Genomic DNA, 21,873 nt, shown 5'->3' on the forward strand with positions numbered 1-21,873 from the left:
GGAAAAATAACAATGAGTATTAACTATTAGGACAAAAAACTAAATGGACACATTAAGTTACAAAACAGTATCCGCTAACAAAGAGACCGTTACTAAAGAATGGTTGTTGGTAGATGCGGACGGGCAAACATTGGGTCGTCTTGCGAGCGAAGTCGCTAAGTTTCTTCGCGGAAAACACAAGCCATATTTCACGCCACACGTAGATTGTGGAGACAATGTGATTGTGATCAATGCAGAAAAAATTCAACTTACCGGTAAGAAATGGCAGGATAAGACCTATATCCGTCACACCGGGTATCCTGGCGGTCAGCGTAGTCTGAGCGCAGAAGAATTGAAGTCGAAACACCCAGAGCGGGTAATCGAGAAAGCCGTAAAGGGCATGCTTCCGAAGAATCGTCTGGGAGCTGATCTTTTTAGAAACTTGAAAGTGTATGCTGGTGCAGAACACGGTCAAGAAGCACAAAAACCTAAAAAAATTAACCTCAACGACATCAAGTAATGGATACCATACACAAAATCGGAAGAAGAAAAACAGCCGTAGCACGCGTGTATGTTTCTGAAGGAAAAGGAAACATCACTATCAACCGTCGTGAATTAGATAACTACTTCACCACGCCAACGCTACGTTATAAAGTACAACAACCTTTAATGCTTACCGAAAATGAAAAGTCGTTTGACATTTCAGTAAACGTATTTGGCGGAGGTATTACAGGACAAGCAGAGGCAATTCGCCTGGCACTTTCTCGTGCGATGTGCGAATTGAACGAGGAAAACCGAGGGATCTTAAAACCCGAAGGATTGCTAACGCGTGACCCACGAATGGTAGAGCGTAAGAAATTCGGACAGAAGAAAGCTCGTAAGAAATTCCAGTTCTCTAAACGTTAATTATTTTTTCGAATTCCTTGGAACTTTGGTTCCAGGGAATTCTATTTCGTTCATATTTTATTTTTAATCAAGCTGTTATTCTGTCGCAAGGCAGAAAGTTAGTTTAGCATCTAAACCTGAATCCAACATTGGAGAGGTTGCGACTACTTTACAGAACGTAAACTATTACAAAAATGGCAAACAAAGAAGTCAAAGAATTACTTGACGCAGGGGTGCATTTTGGACACCTCACTCGCAAATGGAATCCGAACATGGCCCCATATATCTACATGGAGCGCAACGGGATCCACATTATCAACTTGTACAAAACAGCGGCGAAGCTGGAAGAAGCGAACGAAGCGCTTAAAAAAATCGCTTCTAGTGGCCGTAAAGTACTTTTTGTGGCAACTAAAAAGCAAGCAAAAGACATCGTTTCAGAACATGCTAAGAACGCCAATATGCCCTACATCACAGAGCGTTGGCCAGGAGGTATGTTAACCAACTTCGTTACCATCCGTAAGGCGGTAAAGAAAATGGCTTCTATTGACCGCATGAAGCAAGATGGAACCTTCGACACGCTTTCTAAGAAAGAACGCCTTCAAGTAAGTCGTCTTCGCGCAAAATTAGAAAAGAACTTAGGGTCCATTAGCGACATGAGCCGTCTACCAGGCGCTTTGTTTATCGTGGATACTACACGTGAGCATATCGCTGTAAAAGAAGCGCAGAAATTGAACATTCCAATATTCGCTATGGTGGATACGAATAGTGATCCTCGTGAGATCGACTACGCTATTCCATCTAATGATGATGCGTCTAAATCTATCGAAAAGATCATCGGAAGTGTTTCCGGAGCGATCATAGAAGGATTGCAAGAACGCAAGGCTGGAAAATCTGAAGACAGTGGCGATGAGGAGAAAAAAGCACCGAAAAAATCAGCGCGTAAGAAAGTAACGGCTGCTGAAGTTCCTTCTAAAGATGCTGAAGACAAGAAGGCTATGAAAGAAGCTAAGAAGCCTGTGAAGTTGGAGTCTAAAAAAGAGACTTTAGAAAAAGCAACCAACGAAGAAGAGTAAACATAACAATCACTTAATATGACAAAGTCGTTCTATGTGTTTCTTTGCGAAATTCCTGGAACGACTTTTTCTACTAATATTTAAAAACAAAAAGCAATGGCAAAAATAACCGCTGCAGAAGTTAATAAACTAAGAAAATCTACCGGTGCCGGTATGATGGACTGTAAAAAAGCATTGGTCGAAGCGGATGGTGACTTCGATAAAGCAATTGAAATTCTACGTAAAAAAGGACAAAAAGTAGCTGCTAAGCGTGCCGATCGCGATTCTAGCGAAGGAGCCGCTATCGCAACCGTGAATGACGATGCCAACAAAGGTGTCATCATTTCTTTAAATTGTGAAACCGACTTCGTAGCGAAAAACGACGATTTCGTTTCGCTAGCACATGATTTAGCGGGAATTGCTCTTGAAGCAGGATCTAAAGATGCGTTTCTTGCCGCAAACTATAAAGGTATGACCGTTCAGGAAAAATTGACGGAACAAACCGGAGTTATCGGTGAGAAGATTGAAATTGGAGCTTTTGAAACCTTAGAAGCTCCCTTCGTAGGATCTTACATCCACGCCGGAAATAAGATCGCAGTACTTACCGGTCTTTCTAAAAGCGTAGACGGTGCTGCCGACGTTGCTAAAGATGTGGCCATGCAAGCGGCTGCTATGAATCCGATTGCCCTTAACGAAGAAGGTGTTGACGCCTCGGTGGTTGAAAAGGAAATCGAAATCGCTAAAGACCAATTGCGCCAAGAAGGAAAGCCTGAAGAAATGTTGGACAACATCGCTAAAGGAAAACTAAAGCGCTTCTTTAAGGATAACACCTTGGTAAATCAAGCTTTTATTAAAGACAACAAACAATCGGTATCCGAATATGTGGCTACCCTTGGAAAAGATGTAGAAGTAGTTGGATTCAAACGCGTAGCGATTGAGTAAATGACCTTCTAAAAACTAAAAAAGCCCGCTAATTAGCGGGCTTTTTTAGTTTCATTGGTCGCGTGACTACAGATCGTTTCGTTCAAATCGAAGCGTACCAATCACAGCACCTACTCCTCCACCAAGTGGAGCTGATTCAATAAGTCGTATAGGATCCTGTGGCGTTGTTGGCATATCACTAGAATCATATGTTGTACCACTATCGGTTCCGGCATCATAGGCCACAACATTAACCGTTAACTCATCATATAAAGAATTGGTACTTTCAATCATACTTACGGTGTTAATTCCTACGAACCAATCCGGACTGGGAAGTAAGGAGGAAACAAAGCTTATCGCCGTATGATCTGGATCAATAGTTACGGTAACACTTTGTGCGGTGGTAGGTCCCTCGCTCTGAGGATATGTTGACACCAAGAAATCTACGGAGTCTTCATCTCCAGACATTCGTAAATCAGACACCAAATCAGACGATTCTCCTTCTTCCGCAAAAACACGAAGTGCATCGCTCGCAAGTGTTCCCGGCTGAAATATCGCTTTATCCTCACCGTGAACCGCCAAAACCATTCCACTAAACATAGGATTGCTTGGGTAATCATCTGGGAATGCGGTATCAGTGAAATTCGGAGTAAATGTTACCAAATAGGTAGCTTGAATATTTTGCATTCCATCTCCATCGCCACCAGTATTCGGAGTGTCATCATCATTAGAACAGGAAACTGCGCATCCCATGAATGCCAATAGTAAAGTTGTCTTTAAAATCTTTTTCATAATACGTTTTTTGTAAGGAATAAAAATAAAAGTTCTCAAGGAAATAACGGAAGTATAGTCGAAAAATTACCTTTATATTTGCAGAAAATGGCACCTTATGCAATACAATAGAATCTTATTGAAGCTCTCCGGAGAAGCCCTAATGGGATCTCGAAGCTACGGAATAGACCCTGAAAGGCTTCACGACTATGCAAGTGAGATAAAACAGATTACAGATCGTGGAGTTGAAGTCGCTATCGTCATTGGAGGTGGAAATATTTTTCGAGGTGTCGCGGGGGCTAGTAAAGGGATGGATCGCGTTCAAGGGGACCATATGGGAATGCTCGCCACGGTGATCAACGGCTTGGCCTTGCAAAGTGCTTTAGAAGATTCTGGCATCCAGGTGCGGCTGCAAAGCGCCATCAAGATCAATGAAGTGGCAGAACCCTTCATCCGAAGAAAAGCCATTAGGCACTTGGAAAAAGGGCGTGTAGTGATCTTTGGAGGAGGAACCGGCAACCCCTATTTTACAACCGATTCTGCCGCTGTTCTTCGTGCCATCGAGATCGATGCCGATGTGATTCTGAAAGGCACACGCGTAGATGGTATTTATTCTAGCGATCCGGAAAAAGATAAGGGTGCTACTAAATTTGACTTTATCAGTTTCGACGACGTGCTGAGCAAGGGGTTAAAAGTAATGGATACCACTGCCTTTACGCTAAGTCAGGAAAATAGATTACCCATTATTGTCTTCGATATGAACACCAAAGGAAATCTTCTGAAGGTGGTTTCCGGAGAGAAAATTGGTACCAAAGTAAATTTGTAACTTAGCGTAAACGATTAGGCATTCTTTTTGTAATATTTTTGAATGGGTCGTCCCAGAAATACGGGAAGACAAAACGAAAGAACCTTTAGATTAACAACATACTATGGAAGAAGAAATAGCACTTATAATTGATGGTACGCGCGAAGCGATGGATAATGCCATCAAGCATTTGGAAAAGCAATTGGTGAACATCCGTGCCGGAAAGGCATCCCCTTCAATGGTGAGTAGTGTGAAAGTAGATTACTACGGAACGCCAACTCCGCTGAATCAGGTGGCTAACGTGAATACCCCCGACGGCATGACGATCTCGATTCAACCCTGGGAAAAATCTTTAATTCCCGATATTGAACGAGGCATTCAAATTGCCAATTTAGGGTTCAATCCACAGAATAATGGAGAAAGCGTTATTATTAATGTGCCTCCACTAACGGAAGAGCGAAGAAAAGAATTGGTGAAACAAGCCAAAGCAGAAGCCGAAGAAGCAAAAATAGGCGTACGTAATGATCGCAAAACGGCAAATCAAGATATTAAAGAATTGGAAGCTTCAGATGATATGAAGAAAAATCTGGAGATTGATATTCAAGAAATGACCGATAAACACATTGCTCGTATAGACGCCATTCTGGAAGCAAAAGAAAAAGAGATCATGAAGGTCTAAACATAATATATCCTTAAAGAGAGCGGCTTCTAGCCGCTTTCTTTATACCTTTACCCAAACTACCATAGCCATTCGAATGCGTCCCCTTTTACTTGTTCTTTGTTGTTTCGCATCAAGCATGCTCTGGGCGCAGGAACCAGCGATACAAATCGCTGAAGACAGCACAAACACACAGACACCAAAAAAAGAGAGTCCATTTAACACAGGCTTCTTTCCCATCAGTTTCTTCGATGTAGACCTGCGTTATCTTGTTAAATACAATAACTATGAAGGCTTACGATTAGGAGTAGGTGGTGTTACCAACGAAAAGCTTTCAGATCATTTCAAATTTGGAGGTCATTTTGCCTACGGCTTCAAAGACGATGACATCAAGTTTAGTCTTGGCGGAAGTGTTCGCGTTCGCAAAGAATCTAACACCTGGATCAACCTGTATTATATCGATGACATTCGGGAAATAGGATCTTTTGCGTATTTAACCGACGCCAGAGTGTACTCGGTGTTCGAGCCCCGTTTGGTGAATGTCACCCAATTTTATAAGCATCGTACCTGGCAAACCAATGTGCAACACGAATTTACACCACGAATTTTATCGGAATTGCGCTTCGGGCGGAGCCGCATTGAAAACATTGAAAATTACATTTTTCTGAATGACGGCGGTATCTTCAGAAATTACGAACTTTCAGAAGTAACCGCCTCGATCCGAATCAGTCCGAAACGCGATTTTTTTACAAGAGAAGACGGTCTAGTGGAATATTTTGATGGGTTTCCGAAGATTAGCGCGCAGGTGACTCAGGGTATTAAAGGTATTACCGGTAGCGATTTTAATTACACCAAGCTGGGTCTGAAGCTAGATTATTATGTGAAACGCACGAACCTCACCTCGACCAACTTCTTGTTAGAAGGGGATATTGCCTTTGGTGACACACCACTCACCCATTTATTTCACGCCTACCCCAATAGTCCCACTAAAGACGAGATCCTACAACGTTTCTCGGTCGCGGGCCGCCGAAGTTTCGAAACCATGTATTTTGGAGAGTTTTTTTCAGATCGACTCGCCACCTTACAAATTAAGCACAGCCTTCGCCGCTTCAACATTTCAGAGCGCTTTCGACCCGAACTGGTGTTCATTACCCGTCATGCCTGGGGCGACCTCAATAATCCCGAACAGCATCTGGGGATTCCATTTAATACGCTAGAAGAATTTTATTCAGAATCAGGTTTCGAACTCAATAAACTGCTATTTGGTTTCGGACTCAGTTTTGCGTATCGCTATGGGTATTATCACTTACCTGACCTTGAAGATAATATCTCTTTCAAATTTACCTTCTATCTAAAATTATAAGTTGCTTAGCATCCGTTTACCGAAACGGAATTAGTACCTTTGCCCCGCCTTAAGGAACTGGTTGTGGAGAAGCTTTTTAGTATTGGTTTTTGGAGTGTCGTGGCACGGTTTATTCTTCGGAATAGAACGTTGATATTGGTAGCTATCGCTGCCTGTACGGTTTTTATGGCCCTCCAGTGGAAACACATGCGGTTTACCTACACAGAGGCAAATCTTCTGCCCGATGATCACGAAATCAACCTTGAATACGAACGATTTTTGAATACGTTCGGAGAAGAAGGAAATTTAATTGTGTTGGGCGTTAAAGACAGTTTACTGTTCACACCAAAAAACTTTACGGCCTGGAACGAACTGAGCGCCTCCCTGAACACCTATGATGAAGTAGATCTAACGCTCTCGCTGGGGAATCTTCAGAAACTTCAGAAGCGCCAAGACACCGCCGCATTCGAACTGACACCTATTGCAAGCGACAGTATTTGGACCGACAAGGGTCTGGAAAAGTTTCAGCAGGAGCTCTTTTACAAAATGCCCTTTTATGAAGGCCTGGTCTATAGCCCCAGTAAAAAAGCCGTGCGTACCGCGGTCTATTTGAAAAAGGATATTGTTAATACGCCCGCACGAAAAGATTTTATTGTCTCGACACTGATCCCCGAAATTGAGGCGTTTGAAGCAGCAACTGGTATCGAAGTTCGTACCAGTGGTATGCCCTATATTCGAACCCTCAATTCTCAAAATATTATCGACGAAATTGGATGGTTTATCGGGGCCGCCTTGGCCGTTACTTCGTTGATTTTCTTCTTTTTCTTTCGTTCAGTAAGAGCGACCTTGATTTCGATGGTTACCGTTATCATTGGAGTGATGTGGTCCTTCGGAATTTTAGGACTGCTACACTACGAGATTACGGTTCTTACAGCGCTCATTCCGCCGCTCATTATTGTTATTGGAATTCCCAACTGTATTTTCCTGATCAACAAATACCAGCAAGAGATCAAGCAACACGGAAACCAAGCGAAATCACTGCAACGCGTGATCGCCAAAGTGGGAAATGCTACCTTGATGACCAACGTAACCACGGCTTCCGGGTTTGCCACCTTTATTCTTACTAACAGTAAGCTATTATCGGAATTTGGTATTGTAGCTTCCATCAATATTTTGGTTATTTTCTTGTTGAGCCTGTTCATCATTCCGATTGTCTATAGCTACATGGCAATTCCGAAGTACAAACACCTAAAACACCTCAATAAGCGTTGGATCGGCAGTTTTGTGGATTGGATGGAGAAAATGGTAAAAGAGCATCGCGTGGCCATTTATGCCGTTTCCGTGCTCTTGTTAAGCGCCGGTATTATTGGCATTTACAACATTAAAATATCGGGGAGTATCATTGAAGACATGCCCAAAAAGAAGCCGTTCTTTAAAGATATCACCTTCTTTGAACAGGAATTTGAAGGAATAATGCCGCTCGAGATTCTCGTGGACACAAAACGGAAGAAGGGCGTTATGAAACTTGCTACCTTGAAACGCATGGAATCGCTTCAGACGTATCTGGAGGAATTACCCGAGTTTTCAAAATCGATTTCCATTGTTAATCTGGTGAAGTTTTCAAAGCAAGCCTACTACAACAACAATCCTGAATACTATCAGTTGCCGAACAGTCAGGACCGCACCTTTATCCTTTCGTATGCCAAGGGGAGCGCACAAGACACCAACCTCCTTCAAAGTTATGTAGATACCACCGGACAGTACGCCCGCATGACTACCTTTATGAAGGATACCGGAACCGAGCGCTTCGACCGAATCGAAGAGGATCTTACCGCAGAAATTAACAAGATTTTTCCTCCCGATCGCTACGATGTTTCCGTGACGGGCAAAGCGCTGGTGTTCCAAAAAGGAACGAAATATTTGGTGAATAACCTGGTCCTTTCCTTATCACTTGCGGTGCTGCTTATCGCCCTATTCATGGCCTGGATGTTTCGAAGTTTTCGAATGATTTTGGTGTCGCTTATTCCAAACTTGCTACCCCTTATCATTACAGCAGGATTGATGGGCTTTTTGGGCGTTCCCATTAAGCCGTCCACGATTTTGGTGTTTAGCATCGCCTTTGGGATCTCGGTAGATGATACTATTCACTTCCTCGCAAAGTATCGGCAAGAGCTTATTAGCAATAAGTGGCGTATTAAAAAATCGGTTTATGCAGCCCTACGAGAAACTGGGGTTAGTATGTTCTATACTTCCATTGTGCTGTTTTTTGGTTTTTCCGTATTCACTATTTCCAGTTTTGGGGGTACCGTCGCCTTAGGAGCCTTGGTTTCGGCCACCCTGCTCTTTGCCATGTTGGCCAATCTATTACTTCTTCCTTCGTTGTTACTATCGTTGGAGCGAAGTATCGCTAACAAAGAGACGCTGCGTAAACCAGCGCTTCAAATCCTACCGGGAAAAGAAGAGGAAGAAGACGGAGATTCTTAGAATCCATACATTTTATTTGCAGCATAAAAAAAGTATCTTTACCCCTCTAAAATTGTATGGTAATGAACTATCAGGATATCGCCACCTTATTGCAGAGTGACCCTTCCTTAATCGAAGTTAATGTAAGAGGATGGGTACGCTCCTTCCGAAGCAACCGATTTATTGCGTTAAATGACGGCTCGACGTTACACAATCTTCAATGCGTTGTAGACTATGATAATTTTGAGGAAGCGCTTCTGAAAAAAATAACCACAGGCGCTGCTATCGCCGTCACTGGTGTGTTGGTAGAAAGCCAAGGAAGCGGACAAGCAGTAGAAATCCAGGTTTCATCGCTTGAGGTGCTGGGAGTAGCTGATCCTGAAGAAGTGAAGAAAACCATTTTATCGCCCAAGCGACATAGCCTGGAGAAATTACGGGAACAGGCACATTTGCGGGTGCGAACCAACACCTTCGGTGCCGTGATGCGCATGCGCTCAAAATTATCGTTTGCGGTACATGAATACTTTCAGAAGAACGGATTTTATTATATGCACACGCCCATTATTACCGGCAGTGATGCAGAAGGTGCAGGAGAAATGTTTCGGGTTTCTAATCTAAGCCTCGAAAACCCGCCAACGACCGAAGATGGAGACATCGATTTCAAAAAGGATTTCTTCGGAAAGGAAACCAATCTTACCGTAAGTGGACAACTGGAGGCCGAAACCTTTGCCATGGGACTGGGAAAAGTGTATACATTCGGACCTACATTTCGGGCAGAAAACTCGAATACTTCGCGTCACCTGGCGGAATTCTGGATGATCGAGCCAGAAGTAGCCTTCTACGATCTGGCGGACAATATGGATCTGGCCGAAGATTTTATAAAATACGTGTTGCGGTACGTTCTAGAACATTGTGCCGACGATTTAGAGTTTTTAGAAAACCGACTGCTTCAAGAAGAAAAATCGAAACCGCAAAACGAACGAAGTGAGATGACCTTGCGGGAAAAACTACACTTTGTGGTAGACAATAACTTTAAACGCGTGAGCTACACGGAAGCCATTGATATTTTAAAAAATAGCAAGCCCAACAAAAAGAAGAAATTCAAGTACCCCATTGATGCCTGGGGAGCCGATCTGCAAAGTGAACACGAACGTTTCTTGGTAGAAAAACATTTCAAATGTCCCGTGATTCTATTTGATTATCCCGCGACCATTAAGGCTTTTTATATGCGCTTGAATGAAGACGAAAAGACCGTTCGTGCCATGGATGTCTTATTCCCAGGAATCGGCGAAATTGTGGGAGGCTCGCAACGAGAAGAACGTTACGACGTGCTTAAATCGAAGATGGAGCAAATGGATATTCCAGAAGAAGAACTGTGGTGGTATTTAGAACTGCGCAAGTTTGGTACTGCCGTTCATAGTGGTTTTGGCCTTGGTTTTGAGCGTCTGGTACAGTTTGCTACGGGCATGGGTAATATCCGTGACGTGATCCCTTATCCACGTACACCAGGGAACGCAGAATTCTAGAATTAATAAATCATAAGCTTATATTAAATCGCCTTGCTTTCTGCGGAAACTAGGCGGTTTTTGTTACATTTATAGCTACGGAATACGCGTCATTATGCTCAAACAACAACTTAATTTTAAGCTCTCTCAGAAGCTCTCGCCGCAGCAAATTCAGTTGATGAAACTGATCCAATTGCCGACGCAAGCATTCGAACAGCGTATTTCCCAGGAATTAGAAGAAAACCCGGCTTTAGAAAAGGGAAAGGAAGAAAAAGATTCGTTAGACGATGATTTTGATAATACCGATGATTACGAGCAAGATTCGGAAGTGATCGAAACCGAAATCGACGTTGACGAATATTTGAGTGATGACGAGATTCCAAGTTATAAGTTAGCCGCCAATAACTATAGTTCCGACGACGAGGACAAGCAAATACCTTACGCTTCAGGGGTTTCCTTTAATCAACACTTATTAAAACAACTTAACACCTATCGCTTGAGTGAAGAGGAAGAAGAGATCGCTCGCTTTCTGGTAGGGAGTATTGATGAAAGTGGTTACATCCGGCGGGACCTTCAAGACATTGTGGACGATCTTGCTTTCACGCAAAATGTATATACTTCCGAAGAAAAAATTGAAGAAGTCTTACGCACGGTGCATGATCTGGATCCTGCCGGAGTGGGTGCCCGAAACTTGCAAGAATGCCTGCGCTTACAACTTGAACGAAAGCGCGAGACGCCTGCGGTTTCTCTTGCTATGGACATAATCAATGATGCTTTTGACCACTTTACCAAAAAACATTACAAAAAGCTCCTTTCAAAATTCGACATAACGGAAGATGAATTGCGAAACGCCATTCATGAAGTTGAAGGACTCAACCCAAAACCAGGAGGAACATATTCGGGAAATACGCGCATGGTAGAACACGTGGTGCCCGATTTTGCCATTAAAATAGAAGACGGGGAATTACAATTGACGCTCAACGGAAGAAACGCACCCGAGTTGCATGTTTCCAGAGAATACACCAATATGCTGAAAGGGTACAAAGCGGCGAAAGAGCGCTCAAAATCACAGAAAGATGCGGTGCTCTTTATCAAGCAGAAGTTGGATGCTGCGAAATGGTTTATAGATGCTATCAAACAACGACAACAAACTCTTTGGGTCACCATGAACGCCATCATGCAACATCAGTATGAATACTTCATGACGGGAGATGAGCGAAAATTGAAACCAATGATCTTAAAGGACATCGCAGATACCATTCATATGGATGTATCTACCGTGTCACGAGTTGCCAATAGTAAATATGTGGATACACCCTACGGAACGAAGCTTATCAAGGAGTTTTTCAGCGAATCAATGAAGAACGATCAGGGAGAAGATGTTTCTACACGCGAGATCAAAAAGATCCTAGAAATTACGGTTTCCGAAGAAAACAAAAAGAAACCGCTCACTGATGATAAATTGGCCAAGATACTGAAGGATAAAGGTTATCCCATCGCCCGCCGAACGGTTGCCAAGTACCGAGAACAGCTCGATATCCCTGTCGCCAGACTTCGCAAAGAAATTTAATGAACCTTTTGTTACGCGCATCCAGTTATGTTTTTCATCCCTTGCTGATGCCGTTGCTGGGAACCTTACTTTATTTCGGCATGACCCCTCGATATGTAGAGTGGGAAGTGGTACAAGCCAAGGCCTTCGCGGTGGCAATTATTACCATTTTTATTCCGATTGTTAGCTTTTTTTTACTGAAGAACATGGGGGTCGTAGACTCCATTCATCTACGAATGGCGAAAGAACGGAAGGTCCCGTTAATGATACAATGTCTTCTCTTGCTTCTCATCATCAAATTGGTCTTTGATCCTTATGAAACGCCGGAACTCAATTATTTCTTTGTGGGCATACTGTTCTCGGCGATGACAGCCCTGGTCATGGTCTTCTTTTCGATTAAAGTCAGTTTACATCAAATGGGGATCGCTGGAATTACCATGTTCCTCATCGCGTTGAGCATTCACTTTAAAATCAATATGCTGTTGTGGATTGCCTTGTTTTTTCTACTGAATGGTTTGGTCGCCACGGCCCGACTGCATGCCGGTGCCCACACGTATCAGGAGTTGAGTGTTGGATTTTGTATCGGACTCCTACCACAGCTCATATTGCTTAATTTCTGGTTATAGGATATAGAATATAATTCCCAAGCGAAGGGTTCGGAAGGCTACGGAAGCACCAGAAGCTACCTGTGCGTCTTCAAAAAACGGAGTGATTTGATAGTACGCTCGAATATTAAACGTGCTATAGCCAAAGCTCAGTGTAGCGCCAATGTGAAAGGGATTGAATTCGGGGATGTCGGTTTGAACAACATCGTTTCCGGGTTGCATAAAGCGTGCCTTGTACCAATAGGTATAGCCCAACTTAATACCCCCATAAATGCGCCAAAATTTAAAGGATTTTGACGTGGAAGTGCGCCAACGGAACTCTATAGGCATCTCTACAGTAGCCGTACTAAAACGGTTAAAGTCGTAGGGAATCTCATTTTCATCTACTACCTGAAAGATCGTATTCTCATTTTGATCTTCTCCGATAAATAAATTTTGGCCGTAGCGATTGAATGAGACTCCGGCGCCCACGGCAAGTGCTACATTGCGACGTTGGTTGAGTGGCATATCGCGTAAATACCCGAAATTGATCCCACCTGAGAGGCCTCGTAAGTTAACATTGGAAGGTACATTCAAAATTAGATTGTAGGTCGCAGAAAAGTAAAATTGATCTTCTCGGTATAAGGAATCCCTTTCTGCTATTGGAATGACATCCTCATCTTCCTCCTCTTGTGCCGAACAAAAAAAAGGCACTAATAGGAAAAGAGTACTCAACAACCATATGAGTTTGTACTTCTGCATAGGATAAAGATAACGGGAAAATATAAAATACGTGTATAAAAAAACGCCTTGAAAAATCAAGGCGTTTTTTTGTGCAATGAATGTATTAATTCTCTAACTGATTACCTGGTGAGGTAATGTAAATTATCTTCAACATGTTCAAATCTCGTAGTTCTTGTTTGATATCCGAAACCAAACCTGTGTTGGTTTCGTTATCTACTTTTAGTGCTACCATTACCTTATCTTGAAGTTCCGGGCGCAATTGCGCACGAAGTTCGTTCAAAGCAAATTTGATATTGTCGATATCGGTGTACTTATCACCTATTTGGATTTTTCCTTCGGTACCGTATTTATCTTGATACTGAGAGCTAGGCTTCCCGGCATAAATAAAGATAGAACGGTCTTTTTTCAGCTTTTCTACCTGATCTCCTTTCGGTAATTCCTGCTGAACTAGTAAATTGTTCTCACGCAGTACCGTTACCACCATGAAGAAGAACAAAAGCATGAATACGATATCGGGCAACGATGCCGTTGAAATCGCTGGAAGTTCTCCGCTTTTTTTCTTTTTAAATTTTGACATAGTCTAATTTATATAAAGGTTATTCGCCCCGTTTTTTGGGTTCTGCTTCAGAGAGCTTCAACGGAATCATCTGCTGAACACTTTCCAGTTTTTCCTGAATGTCTTCGGCTTTCGATCCTGAGATTTCTCCTTCATCGATCGCGCGTTTCATCTCAGTAAATTTCCATCCGTACATCCGTTGGGCTTCACGGTCTCGTAAGAAATTATAAGCCGCCACCAGTTCGTTCTGAACCGCAATGTACATTTCATAAGAGGTAAGTCGGTCGTTTTGAACCGAAATCACCGCTTTATTAGGATTATCTGAAGACTCTGGAGAACGAGCTCCTTTACAGAAAGCACAATACTCTGCCGTACCGGAAGGCGCGCCACCGTTGTCGATAAAATCGATGGCTGCTTGACGCAAGTCTTTCAACTCCATCAATTCTTCTTCCACAAGGAGTTGATCATCCTTGTTCACGTTTACGATGAACAAGTTTTTCTCTTTTATGATAACATCCTCATCATTGGGAGGTTCAGGGGGAGGCAATTGTCTCGCGATTCCTTTGTCCTTCTCTATCGTGGTGGTTACCAAGAAAAAGATAAGGAGCAGAAACGCGATGTCTGCCATAGATCCTGCATTTACTTCAGGTGTTGATCGTCTAGCCATTCTTATCGAGTTGTCATTTTCTTAATTCCGCTAAATACCATCGCTCCAATAGCCAAAATGGCTAGGATGTAGAAAGTATACAAGCCGGTTCCTACCCATTTCGAACCACTCGCAGAAAGCATTCCGCCTTCACGAAGTTCGGTTTCCACTCCGTCTGCAAGGACGTAAGCGATTACCACAATGAGTGCAAAGGCGCCCACAGACATCAAGGTTTTCTTGAGATCGCCTGCGAATATTCCTTTGAGTACAAATACAACCACAAAGAGTAACACGAGAGCAAAAATAACGTACGCCACGTACATAATCCCGTCAACCCCTTCACCGGTTGCTTTTATTGCCTCATCTCCTTTGGCGATGATCATTCCGAGGAAAATAACCCCAGCAACGCCAAGCAGAAGTGCAACTATTTTTAAAATTTTATGCAAAGCCATAGTAATGGTGTGTTTTAGGGGTTACTGTTACTTTTTGTTTTTGTAATCTACCAACATATCAATTAATGTTATAGAAGCATCTTCCATACTGTTTACAATACTATCGATTTTCGCGATAATGTAGTTGTAGAAGATCTGAAGGATGATCGCAACAATAAGACCAAATACTGTAGTTAACAGTGCTACTTTAATACCCCCTGCTACTAACGAAGGGTTCATATCACCGGCAGCTTCAATCTTATCGAACGCCAAAATCATACCAATTACCGTACCCATGAAACCAAGCATCGGTGCTAATGCGATAAACAATGAAATCCAAGAAACGTTCTTTTCGAGTTGTCCCATTTGAACCCCTCCGTAAGCTACTACCGCTTTCTCTGCAGCTTCAATGCTTTCATCGGCGCGATCCAGCCCTTGATAGTAGATAGAGGCAACAGGACCTTTGGTGTTTCTACACACTTCTTTCGCAGCTTCAATACCACCGCTATTCAAAGCATCTTCCACATTTTCCGCTAGTTTACGGGTATTTGTGGTAGAAAGGTTAAGGTAAATAATTCGTTCGATAGCAATTGCTAGTCCAAGAATTAAACACAGTAATACGATACCCATAAATCCTGGACCCCCTTCGATGAAACGTTGTTTCAGCGCTTGGTGAAAGCCTGGATTATCATCGCCGCTGGCAGCCTCTTCATCCTGAATAATTGAAACGGTTGCCGCTGTAGACAACGATTGAACGTTGGTTGGCATTGTTTGGGTAGTAGTTGCGTTTGCGTTTAAAGTGCCTGCAAATACCATTGCGGCCATTGCCATAATAGAAAATAATTTTTTCATTGCTATCGACTTAAAAGTTTGTTTTAGTTAAAGGTTTAAAGATATAAAATTATTTGGTTAATCTGCAACATTAAATTATTACAGACTTAGTAAATACTTAGGTTTCAGCGATGTTTTCGATCCGCTTTATTCGCATTAATTTTGAGATTCTGAAGACTCATTTCACTAAGAAAACCCAAAACAAGGGCTGCTAAGATATAAATTATATAAAAGTGTCCTAGGGAATTTACAGTAAATTAAAATTGGATGCTTGCATTTATCAGTTAAGAAGGTATTCCCGATAAACATTTTCCACAAATCATGGTTTTAATGCTTAAATCCAAAGCATCTTTCTTCGTTTTTTCTTGACAATGACTCAAAATCAATGCGTTTCATTTTTTCCGAAGATCATATCCCAAGATCCCCCGGCAAATGTCCCGGTATTACCTCTAGGGGGAGCTGTCAACACTAATTGCTTCGCAATTATCAAAAACTCGAAACCCAAAATGGGCAAGAAACCTTTACAGGATTACCTCGCTTCGCTCGGTGATCCCAGGGTGAGGGACTGTCAACCAAATCACTACGCGATTTAAAAAAGCCCCGAGAAAAACACTCAAGTAAACCTTCACGGGATTACCTCGCTTCGCTCGATGATCCCAGGGTGGGAGCTGTCAACACTAATTGCTTCGCAATTATCAAAAACTCGAAACCCAAAATACTCAAGCAAGCTTGGACATTTTGGGTTTCTCCTTTTTGGTGTTGCAGAGAGGAAGGGATTCGAACCCTCGATACGCTTTTGGCGTATACACACTTTCCAGGCGTGCGCCTTCGACCACTCGGCCACCTCTCTAAAAATTAAGACGACAAATTTCGCAAAAAATTTGAGTTCCTGAAAGGAATTAACTGATTTCTCCTCGTAAGGAAGTTTCAAATAACATTTTGAAACTGCTCACCGAAATTTCATGCCCCAATAAATACATCAATTTGGCCAATGCGGCTTCAGTGGTCATGTCCTTTCCCGAAATAACCCCCAGTTTTTTGAGTCCGACGCTAGTTTCATACAATCCCATTGCCACACTTCCACCACTACACTGCGTCACATTAATAACCGGAATATCTTTTGAAATAAGACTTTTAATGGCTGCCAAAAACCACGGTTCGTTGGTCACGTTTCCGCTTCCGTACGTCTCTAAAATAACGCCTTCTAATTCAGGATAGTCACATAAGTACGCCATCGTTTCAGGGCGCATCCCAGGAAACATTTTGATGAGAAGCACATTCGATTCTAAAGCCGTATGCACTTTTAGCTTCTTTCGGCGATTGGGCCGATACAAGGCATCATCGTTAAACAGAAGATGTACTCCGCTCTCGGCCAACGGAGGATAATTTGGAGAATTGAAGGCCTCAAAATGTTCGGCATTCATCTTTGTCGTTCGATTCGCACGGTACAACTTGTATTCAAAATACAGACAGACCTCAGCAACCTTGGGATGATTCTTTTCTCGCCAGGCGGCAATTTGAATGGAGGTAATCAGATTCTCCTTGGCATCGGTACGCAAATCTCCAATGGGCAATTGCGAACCTGTAAACACCACAGGCTTGGCCAGATTCTCTAACATAAAACTGAGTGCCGAACTGGTATAGGACATCGTATCGCTGCCGTGTAACACCACAAAGCCGTCGAAGACCTCATAATTTGTTTCGATCATTTGGGCAAGCACGACCCAGTAACTCGGACTCATATTAGAGCTATCAATAGGGGTATCGAAACTGGTGGTTTCAATTTCACAATCCAATAACTTTAACTCAGGGATGTGTTCAAGAAGCTCGTCGAAATTGAAGTTCCGTAGTGCACCTGTTTCAAAATCCTTTATCATCCCGATGGTTCCACCGGTATAGATTAACAATATGCGAGGCGTCTTACTCATTTATATACCAAATAGTTCTTTTGAGTTTTCTGTAGTTTGCTTTGCCACTGCTGCTTCGGAAAGTTGATAGATCTCCGCCACTTTCTTACAAACATAGTCTAAATACGCACTTTCATTACGTTTGCCACGGTACGGAGCCGGAGCCAGATACGGCGCATCGGTTTCCAATACAATATGCTTCAGCGGAATTTGATCGAGAAAGGTATCGATCTTTCCATTTTTAAAGGTAACTACCCCTCCAATCCCAAGTTTCATCTGATACCCTAGGGCTTGTTGTGCTTGTTCGTAGGTACCGGTAAAGCAGTGAAATATTCCGAAGAGCTTCTCATCCTTACATTCCTCCAATACCTCAAACACCTCATCGAAAGCATCTCGACAATGAATAACGATAGGTAATTGATGCGATTTTGCAAGTTCGATCTGCCGTTTGAAGGCTTCCTGCTGTATCCCCAGAGTACTTTTATCCCAATAGAGATCAATGCCAATTTCCCCAACCGCAATAAACTTTCTCGCTTCAAACTGCGCTTCCACATGACGCAGTTCTTCCTCATAATTTTCTTTCACCGAGGTGGGATGCAATCCCATCATCAAGTGAACACGTTCTGGAAAATCGCGTTCTAAGGCATACATACGATTGGTGTATGAGCTGTCAATGGCCGGAATAAAAAACCGCTTCACACCGTTGTCCAGAGCGCGTTGCATCATGTCGTTTCGGTCCTCATCAAACGCCTCGCTGTATAAGTGGGTATGGGTATCTGTTAACATGCTGCAAAGCTAATTATTTTGTTAGCTATCTTTGCATAATTCTATGAAAACAGATCTTCGCCACTTTTTAGAAGCTCAGGGCTTTTATCGCATTCCTTTACAAAAACTCGCTACCGGACATTATAAATGTGAGGTGTTCGTCAACAAGGTACCGGGTGTATTCATTATCGATACCGGCGCCTCCTCCAGTTGCATAGGCGCCGCGCAGGCCAAAAAATTCAACCTACAACAGGAGGAGAGCGAGATAAAAGCAGCGGGAGCCGGGGCAATCAATATGCATACCCAATTGGCCCGTAGCAACCAACTGCGCATCGGTGATAAGTCGATTCGCAATGTGGAAGTCGTTATATTTGACCTTACTCACGTCAATCAAGCTCTGGCACAAGCTGAGGAAGGAAACGTGGATGGAATCCTTGGAGCCGACCTCCTTAAAAAGCATCGTGCGGTAATTGACTACGGAAGAAACGTATTGTACTTAAAATGAGTAGTTCTCGTAAAAAAAGTTACTTTTACGATATATTTCTAGAATCCATCTTCGTGAAAACGACCTTCACATATGTGCTGATTGCTTGTGCTATGATTACTTCGGCATGGGCTCAAGATCGAGCCGAATCATTAAAATTGTTGGTGAAGAACTCTCAGGACCCTGTAGAACGACTTCAAGCATTAGATTCCTTAGGAATGATTTATAAGGACCAGGACGTAGATGCGTATACCTACTACACCTTAGAATATATTGAACTGGCCAAGCAACTGGATAGTATTGAGGCTGCCGCGCGCAGGGTAATTCGGATCTCCAACATATTTACCAAACAAAAGAATCAGCCCGAAACCACCTTAAAACTCACCAATAGCTTTATCGCCCGGAAGTATCAGATCAAAGATTCCTTCCTGTTAGGAAGCTTGTATTTAAAACGCGGGGGCGCACAGTTTGACTTCGATCTTAACGAAGCGGTATCCGATTATAAGTTAGCAATCGAAAATTATGGTGTACAAGATTCGTTATATGTGGCAGACGCTTACCTCTTTTTAGGACAGGCCTATTCTAACCTCGGGAAATTTGTTCCCGCTGCGGAAAGTTTTCATCGCGCCTATGCCTACTTCGAAAATTTGAAAGATTACGAATACATGCTCCATGCCCAGCAAGGAATTGTAGTGATGTTCAGCATGAATGGCTTTTATGAGAAAGCTATTTCTGAAAGAAACCTGAGCATTGAAAAATACAAGAATCTAGATCTCACAAAACACCTTACCACCTCCTATTACAATCAGGCATTGGACTACAAGAAACTGGGGGACCACCGAAAAAACTTAGAGTATTTGCTTAAGTCGTATGAAACGATGCAAAACCTCCCCGAACGCGATGTGACACCCAACATCAAGATCATGTTGTACAGTGCCTTACTGGAATATTATAGCGACATCGGAGACCTGGAGGAAGCTCAAAAATTCTTGATAACTATCGAAGAGATTTACAGTGCCTCTGGTAAAAGTCCGCAAAATAAATCCTATTACTACGGTGCCAAAGCCCATCATGCTATGGCGACTGGCAGAATACGGTCGGCTGTCGCCTACGCCGAAAAAAAACTTGAAAACGTCCTGCAGGTTGAGTATGAGGACGACATCTTACAGTCCTACAAACTCCTACATGAAACCCACGAAGCCAATAAAAATTACCAAGAGAGTCTGCGCTATTTAACCAAATACGATTCGCTACGGGTTTCTATGTACAACAAAACTACCGCCAATGCGCTCGCCTATTACCAAACACTCTATGAGACAGAGCGAACTACGCGAGAGCTTATGGCGAAGAACACGCGCATTCAGTTGCTCGCGAAGGACAATTCTAATTTTAAAAAGTTGGTGACCTTTGTGAGCATCGTAATGATCCTGGCCTTTGGCGTACTATTGCTTTTCAGAAACCAACGCCATTTAAAGAATACGAAATCGCTACAAGAACGATTCAGTCAGGCCTTACTTATCTCACAAGAGAACGAACGCAAACGAATTTCTAAGGATCTTCACGACGGACTGGGACAGCAGCTGTTACTCATTAAAAACAAACTCTTCACTCAAGGGGATAAGGAAACCAAAGCGATGGTTGATGCAACTATCGAAGAAGTTCGGGCGATCTCCAGAGACCTCCATCCCTTTCAATTGCAAGAAATGGGGATCACTAAAGCCCTGGAATTTACCTTGAAGCAAGTGGATGAGAATACGTCTTTATTTGTCTCTTCGGAAATTGACAATATCGACAACCTCTTCAACCCCGAACAAGAAGTGAATATCTATCGCATCGTACAAGAAAGTTTGAGCAACATCATCAAACACGCCAAAGCCGAAGCCGGCAAGGTTTCCGTAGAACGCTTTAAAAATAATGTACGTATCGTAATTAAAGACAATGGAGTTGGATTTGACTTCAACGAGAAATATAAAAACATTCGTTCTCTCGGACTTAAAACCTTGTTAGAACGAACCAAATTTCTCAACGGGCAAATGAAAATCTATTCCAAACACGGGACGGGAACAGAAATAGAATTTAAAATTCCAACGGTGTGAATCAGCCATCCATCATAACAGCAGACGACCATCCTTTACTTTTAAAAGGATTGAATGATTTTTTACTTGAGAAGAAATACAACCTCATTGGCAGCGCCTGCAATGGTCGGGAAGCCTTCCAATTGATTCTGGACAAGCAGCCTCAAATTGCGGTGTTGGATATACAAATGCCGGGAATGTCGGGTATTGACGTCGCCCGGAAAGTGCGAGACCAAGAACTAAAAACGAAGATTGTCTTTATTACATTCCACAAAGAGAAAGAACTGTATCACGCCGCTCAGGAGCTCAATGTATTTGGTTATATTCTGAAAGAATTTGCTATTGAAGAGATCGAAACCTGCATTGACAACGTATCTAAAAATCAGCCGTTCTTCAGTCCGAAGATCAAAGAATTACTAGGAGAAGACCTGCTCGACAATGATTCGCTTACGGCGCTGACACCTTCTGAGAAAAAAATTCTGAAACTGATTGCCAGCGATAAGACCAATAAAGAAATTGCTTCTATTTTATTTATCTCCCACCGAACGGTTGAAAAGCACCGAAGCAACATCATCAATAAATTGCAGTTGGAACCCAAAACAAATAGCTTATTGATCTGGGCCAAAGAGAATCACGGGAAGCTGATTTAACAAAAATTTTAGAATTTACGTGTTTCCACGTATTTACTCGTATTGAAAAATTTAGGAATTTTATCCTATGAAAAATACGTTACAGATCGACCCTGTCCCAGCAAGAGATAAGAAAGCTAGAAAAGCTGTTTTTTTCTTTGTTTTCGCATTCGTCATTTTTGTGGTCGCGCTGAACATTTTCCAATACTTTGTTTCATATACATAAGTTTTAAATACAGCTAACTAACCGAAAACCCCCAACCATATGGTCGGGGGTTTTTTCATATTCCT

22 protein-coding genes and 1 tRNA gene are annotated in these 21,873 nt (G+C 42.5%); 14 read left to right on the forward strand and 9 right to left on the reverse strand.

The genetic code is table 11. From position 1 onward, the window contains the following. The first annotated feature begins 43 nt into the window (after positions 1-43). From rplM to tsf, 4 genes are all read left to right on the forward strand, one after another. Positions 44-499 carry a 50S ribosomal protein L13 gene (gene rplM, locus PO830_RS06360; RefSeq protein WP_272852700.1) on the forward strand — a complete coding sequence of 152 codons (456 nt, stop codon included), beginning with the start codon at positions 44-46 and terminating at the stop codon, positions 497-499. Further along, positions 499-885 carry a 30S ribosomal protein S9 gene (gene rpsI / locus PO830_RS06365; RefSeq protein ID WP_272852701.1) on the forward strand — a complete coding sequence of 129 codons (387 nt, stop codon included), beginning with the start codon at positions 499-501 and terminating at the stop codon, positions 883-885. Before rplM ends, rpsI begins: the two co-directional genes overlap by 1 nt. A gap of 173 nt (positions 886-1,058) precedes the next feature. Further along, complete coding sequence (gene rpsB, locus PO830_RS06370) at positions 1,059-1,937, forward strand: 30S ribosomal protein S2 (protein ID WP_272852702.1); 879 nt, start codon at positions 1,059-1,061, stop codon at positions 1,935-1,937. A 96-nt stretch (positions 1,938-2,033) separates the two neighbouring features. Continuing rightward, positions 2,034-2,858, forward strand: a complete 825-nt coding sequence (tsf, locus tag PO830_RS06375) for a translation elongation factor Ts (protein ID WP_272852703.1) — start codon at positions 2,034-2,036, stop codon at positions 2,856-2,858. Between the two features lie 66 nt (positions 2,859-2,924). Here the strand turns inward: tsf and PO830_RS06380 are convergent, their stop codons facing one another. Continuing rightward, positions 2,925-3,629, reverse strand: a complete 705-nt coding sequence (locus tag PO830_RS06380) for a spondin domain-containing protein (RefSeq protein WP_272852704.1) — start codon at positions 3,627-3,629, stop codon at positions 2,925-2,927. 97 nt (positions 3,630-3,726) lie between these two features. Between PO830_RS06380 and pyrH the strand changes: the two genes are divergently transcribed. From pyrH to PO830_RS06415, 7 genes are all read left to right on the forward strand, one after another. After that, a complete protein-coding gene (gene pyrH / locus PO830_RS06385) occupies positions 3,727-4,434 on the forward strand; it encodes a UMP kinase (protein WP_272852705.1) in 708 nt (235 codons plus the stop codon). Positions 4,435-4,537: 103 nt separating this feature from the next. Continuing rightward, complete coding sequence (gene frr, locus PO830_RS06390) at positions 4,538-5,092, forward strand: ribosome recycling factor (protein ID WP_272852706.1); 555 nt, start codon at positions 4,538-4,540, stop codon at positions 5,090-5,092. A 76-nt stretch (positions 5,093-5,168) separates the two neighbouring features. Then, positions 5,169-6,434 (forward strand): DUF5686 family protein, encoded by a 1,266-nt coding sequence (locus tag PO830_RS06395; RefSeq protein WP_272852707.1) that lies wholly within the window; start codon positions 5,169-5,171, stop codon positions 6,432-6,434. Between the two features lie 63 nt (positions 6,435-6,497). After that, on the forward strand, positions 6,498-8,897 hold the full coding sequence (locus PO830_RS06400; protein WP_272852708.1) for an efflux RND transporter permease subunit: 2,400 nt from the start codon (positions 6,498-6,500) through the stop codon (positions 8,895-8,897). A gap of 62 nt (positions 8,898-8,959) precedes the next feature. Beyond that, entirely contained in the window at positions 8,960-10,402 is a 1,443-nt protein-coding gene (gene asnS, locus PO830_RS06405) for an asparagine--tRNA ligase (RefSeq protein WP_272852709.1), read from the forward strand. A gap of 94 nt (positions 10,403-10,496) precedes the next feature. Beyond that, entirely contained in the window at positions 10,497-11,951 is a 1,455-nt protein-coding gene (gene rpoN / locus PO830_RS06410; protein WP_272852710.1) for an RNA polymerase factor sigma-54, read from the forward strand. Further along, positions 11,951-12,556 (forward strand): hypothetical protein, encoded by a 606-nt coding sequence (locus PO830_RS06415; protein ID WP_272852711.1) that lies wholly within the window; start codon positions 11,951-11,953, stop codon positions 12,554-12,556. The genes rpoN and PO830_RS06415 overlap by 1 nt, the downstream gene beginning before the upstream one ends. Here PO830_RS06415 and PO830_RS06420 read toward each other — a convergent pair. From PO830_RS06420 to PO830_RS06455, 8 genes are all read right to left on the reverse strand, one after another. Beyond that, complete coding sequence (locus PO830_RS06420) at positions 12,551-13,276, reverse strand: porin family protein (RefSeq protein WP_272852712.1); 726 nt, start codon at positions 13,274-13,276, stop codon at positions 12,551-12,553. The genes PO830_RS06415 and PO830_RS06420 overlap by 6 nt on opposite strands. 85 nt (positions 13,277-13,361) lie before the next feature. After that, positions 13,362-13,835, reverse strand: coding sequence for an ExbD/TolR family protein (locus PO830_RS06425; protein ID WP_272852713.1), 474 nt, complete (start codon positions 13,833-13,835; stop codon positions 13,362-13,364). Between the two features lie 19 nt (positions 13,836-13,854). After that, positions 13,855-14,481 (reverse strand): ExbD/TolR family protein, encoded by a 627-nt coding sequence (locus PO830_RS06430; RefSeq protein WP_272852714.1) that lies wholly within the window; start codon positions 14,479-14,481, stop codon positions 13,855-13,857. A 2-nt stretch (positions 14,482-14,483) separates the two neighbouring features. Continuing rightward, on the reverse strand, positions 14,484-14,912 hold the full coding sequence (locus tag PO830_RS06435) for a hypothetical protein (protein WP_272852715.1): 429 nt from the start codon (positions 14,910-14,912) through the stop codon (positions 14,484-14,486). A 27-nt stretch (positions 14,913-14,939) separates the two neighbouring features. Beyond that, on the reverse strand, positions 14,940-15,743 hold the full coding sequence (locus PO830_RS06440; RefSeq protein WP_272852716.1) for a MotA/TolQ/ExbB proton channel family protein: 804 nt from the start codon (positions 15,741-15,743) through the stop codon (positions 14,940-14,942). A 741-nt stretch (positions 15,744-16,484) separates the two neighbouring features. Beyond that, a tRNA-Ser gene (locus tag PO830_RS06445) sits at positions 16,485-16,572 on the reverse strand. 49 nt (positions 16,573-16,621) lie between these two features. Continuing rightward, positions 16,622-17,650 carry an asparaginase gene (locus PO830_RS06450; RefSeq protein WP_272852717.1) on the reverse strand — a complete coding sequence of 343 codons (1,029 nt, stop codon included), beginning with the start codon at positions 17,648-17,650 and terminating at the stop codon, positions 16,622-16,624. Then, positions 17,651-18,415, reverse strand: coding sequence for a TatD family hydrolase (locus tag PO830_RS06455; RefSeq protein ID WP_272852718.1), 765 nt, complete (start codon positions 18,413-18,415; stop codon positions 17,651-17,653). A gap of 43 nt (positions 18,416-18,458) precedes the next feature. Between PO830_RS06455 and PO830_RS06460 the strand changes: the two genes are divergently transcribed. From PO830_RS06460 to PO830_RS06470, 3 genes are read left to right on the forward strand one after another with little or no spacing between them, the layout of a single operon-like run. Next, positions 18,459-18,899, forward strand: coding sequence for a retropepsin-like aspartic protease family protein (locus PO830_RS06460; protein ID WP_272852719.1), 441 nt, complete (start codon positions 18,459-18,461; stop codon positions 18,897-18,899). A 53-nt stretch (positions 18,900-18,952) separates the two neighbouring features. Then, a complete protein-coding gene (locus PO830_RS06465) occupies positions 18,953-20,974 on the forward strand; it encodes a tetratricopeptide repeat-containing sensor histidine kinase (protein ID WP_272852720.1) in 2,022 nt (673 codons plus the stop codon). After that, a complete protein-coding gene (locus tag PO830_RS06470) occupies positions 20,971-21,603 on the forward strand; it encodes a response regulator (protein WP_272852721.1) in 633 nt (210 codons plus the stop codon). The genes PO830_RS06465 and PO830_RS06470 overlap by 4 nt, the downstream gene beginning before the upstream one ends. Positions 21,604-21,873: the final 270 nt, after the last annotated feature.

Source organism: Altibacter sp. HG106 (assembly GCF_028561755.1).
In the GTDB taxonomy this organism is placed as follows: Bacteria; Bacteroidota; Bacteroidia; order Flavobacteriales; family Flavobacteriaceae; genus DFVG01.

Bases quoted from the DNA above. Each gene is read 5' to 3' on its own strand.
- asnS (WP_272852709.1), top strand. From the start codon at position 8,960: ATGAACTATCAGGATATCGCCACCTTATTGCAGAGTGACCCTTCCTTA.
- rpsB (WP_272852702.1), top strand. From the start codon at position 1,059: ATGGCAAACAAAGAAGTCAAAGAATTACTTGACGCAGGGGTGCATTTT.
- PO830_RS06440 (WP_272852716.1), bottom strand. From the start codon at position 15,743: ATGAAAAAATTATTTTCTATTATGGCAATGGCCGCAATGGTATTTGCA.
- frr (WP_272852706.1), top strand. From the start codon at position 4,538: ATGGAAGAAGAAATAGCACTTATAATTGATGGTACGCGCGAAGCGATG.
- PO830_RS06420 (WP_272852712.1), bottom strand. From the start codon at position 13,276: ATGCAGAAGTACAAACTCATATGGTTGTTGAGTACTCTTTTCCTATTA.
- PO830_RS06455 (WP_272852718.1), bottom strand. From the start codon at position 18,415: ATGTTAACAGATACCCATACCCACTTATACAGCGAGGCGTTTGATGAG.
- rpoN (WP_272852710.1), top strand. From the start codon at position 10,497: ATGCTCAAACAACAACTTAATTTTAAGCTCTCTCAGAAGCTCTCGCCG.
- rpsI (WP_272852701.1), top strand. From the start codon at position 499: ATGGATACCATACACAAAATCGGAAGAAGAAAAACAGCCGTAGCACGC.
- PO830_RS06435 (WP_272852715.1), bottom strand. From the start codon at position 14,912: ATGGCTTTGCATAAAATTTTAAAAATAGTTGCACTTCTGCTTGGCGTT.
- tsf (WP_272852703.1), top strand. From the start codon at position 2,034: ATGGCAAAAATAACCGCTGCAGAAGTTAATAAACTAAGAAAATCTACC.
- PO830_RS06415 (WP_272852711.1), top strand. From the start codon at position 11,951: ATGAACCTTTTGTTACGCGCATCCAGTTATGTTTTTCATCCCTTGCTG.
- PO830_RS06425 (WP_272852713.1), bottom strand. From the start codon at position 13,835: ATGTCAAAATTTAAAAAGAAAAAAAGCGGAGAACTTCCAGCGATTTCA.
- rplM (WP_272852700.1), top strand. From the start codon at position 44: ATGGACACATTAAGTTACAAAACAGTATCCGCTAACAAAGAGACCGTT.
- PO830_RS06395 (WP_272852707.1), top strand. From the start codon at position 5,169: ATGCGTCCCCTTTTACTTGTTCTTTGTTGTTTCGCATCAAGCATGCTC.
- PO830_RS06430 (WP_272852714.1), bottom strand. From the start codon at position 14,481: ATGGCTAGACGATCAACACCTGAAGTAAATGCAGGATCTATGGCAGAC.
- pyrH (WP_272852705.1), top strand. From the start codon at position 3,727: ATGCAATACAATAGAATCTTATTGAAGCTCTCCGGAGAAGCCCTAATG.
- PO830_RS06460 (WP_272852719.1), top strand. From the start codon at position 18,459: ATGAAAACAGATCTTCGCCACTTTTTAGAAGCTCAGGGCTTTTATCGC.
- PO830_RS06380 (WP_272852704.1), bottom strand. From the start codon at position 3,629: ATGAAAAAGATTTTAAAGACAACTTTACTATTGGCATTCATGGGATGC.
- PO830_RS06450 (WP_272852717.1), bottom strand. From the start codon at position 17,650: ATGAGTAAGACGCCTCGCATATTGTTAATCTATACCGGTGGAACCATC.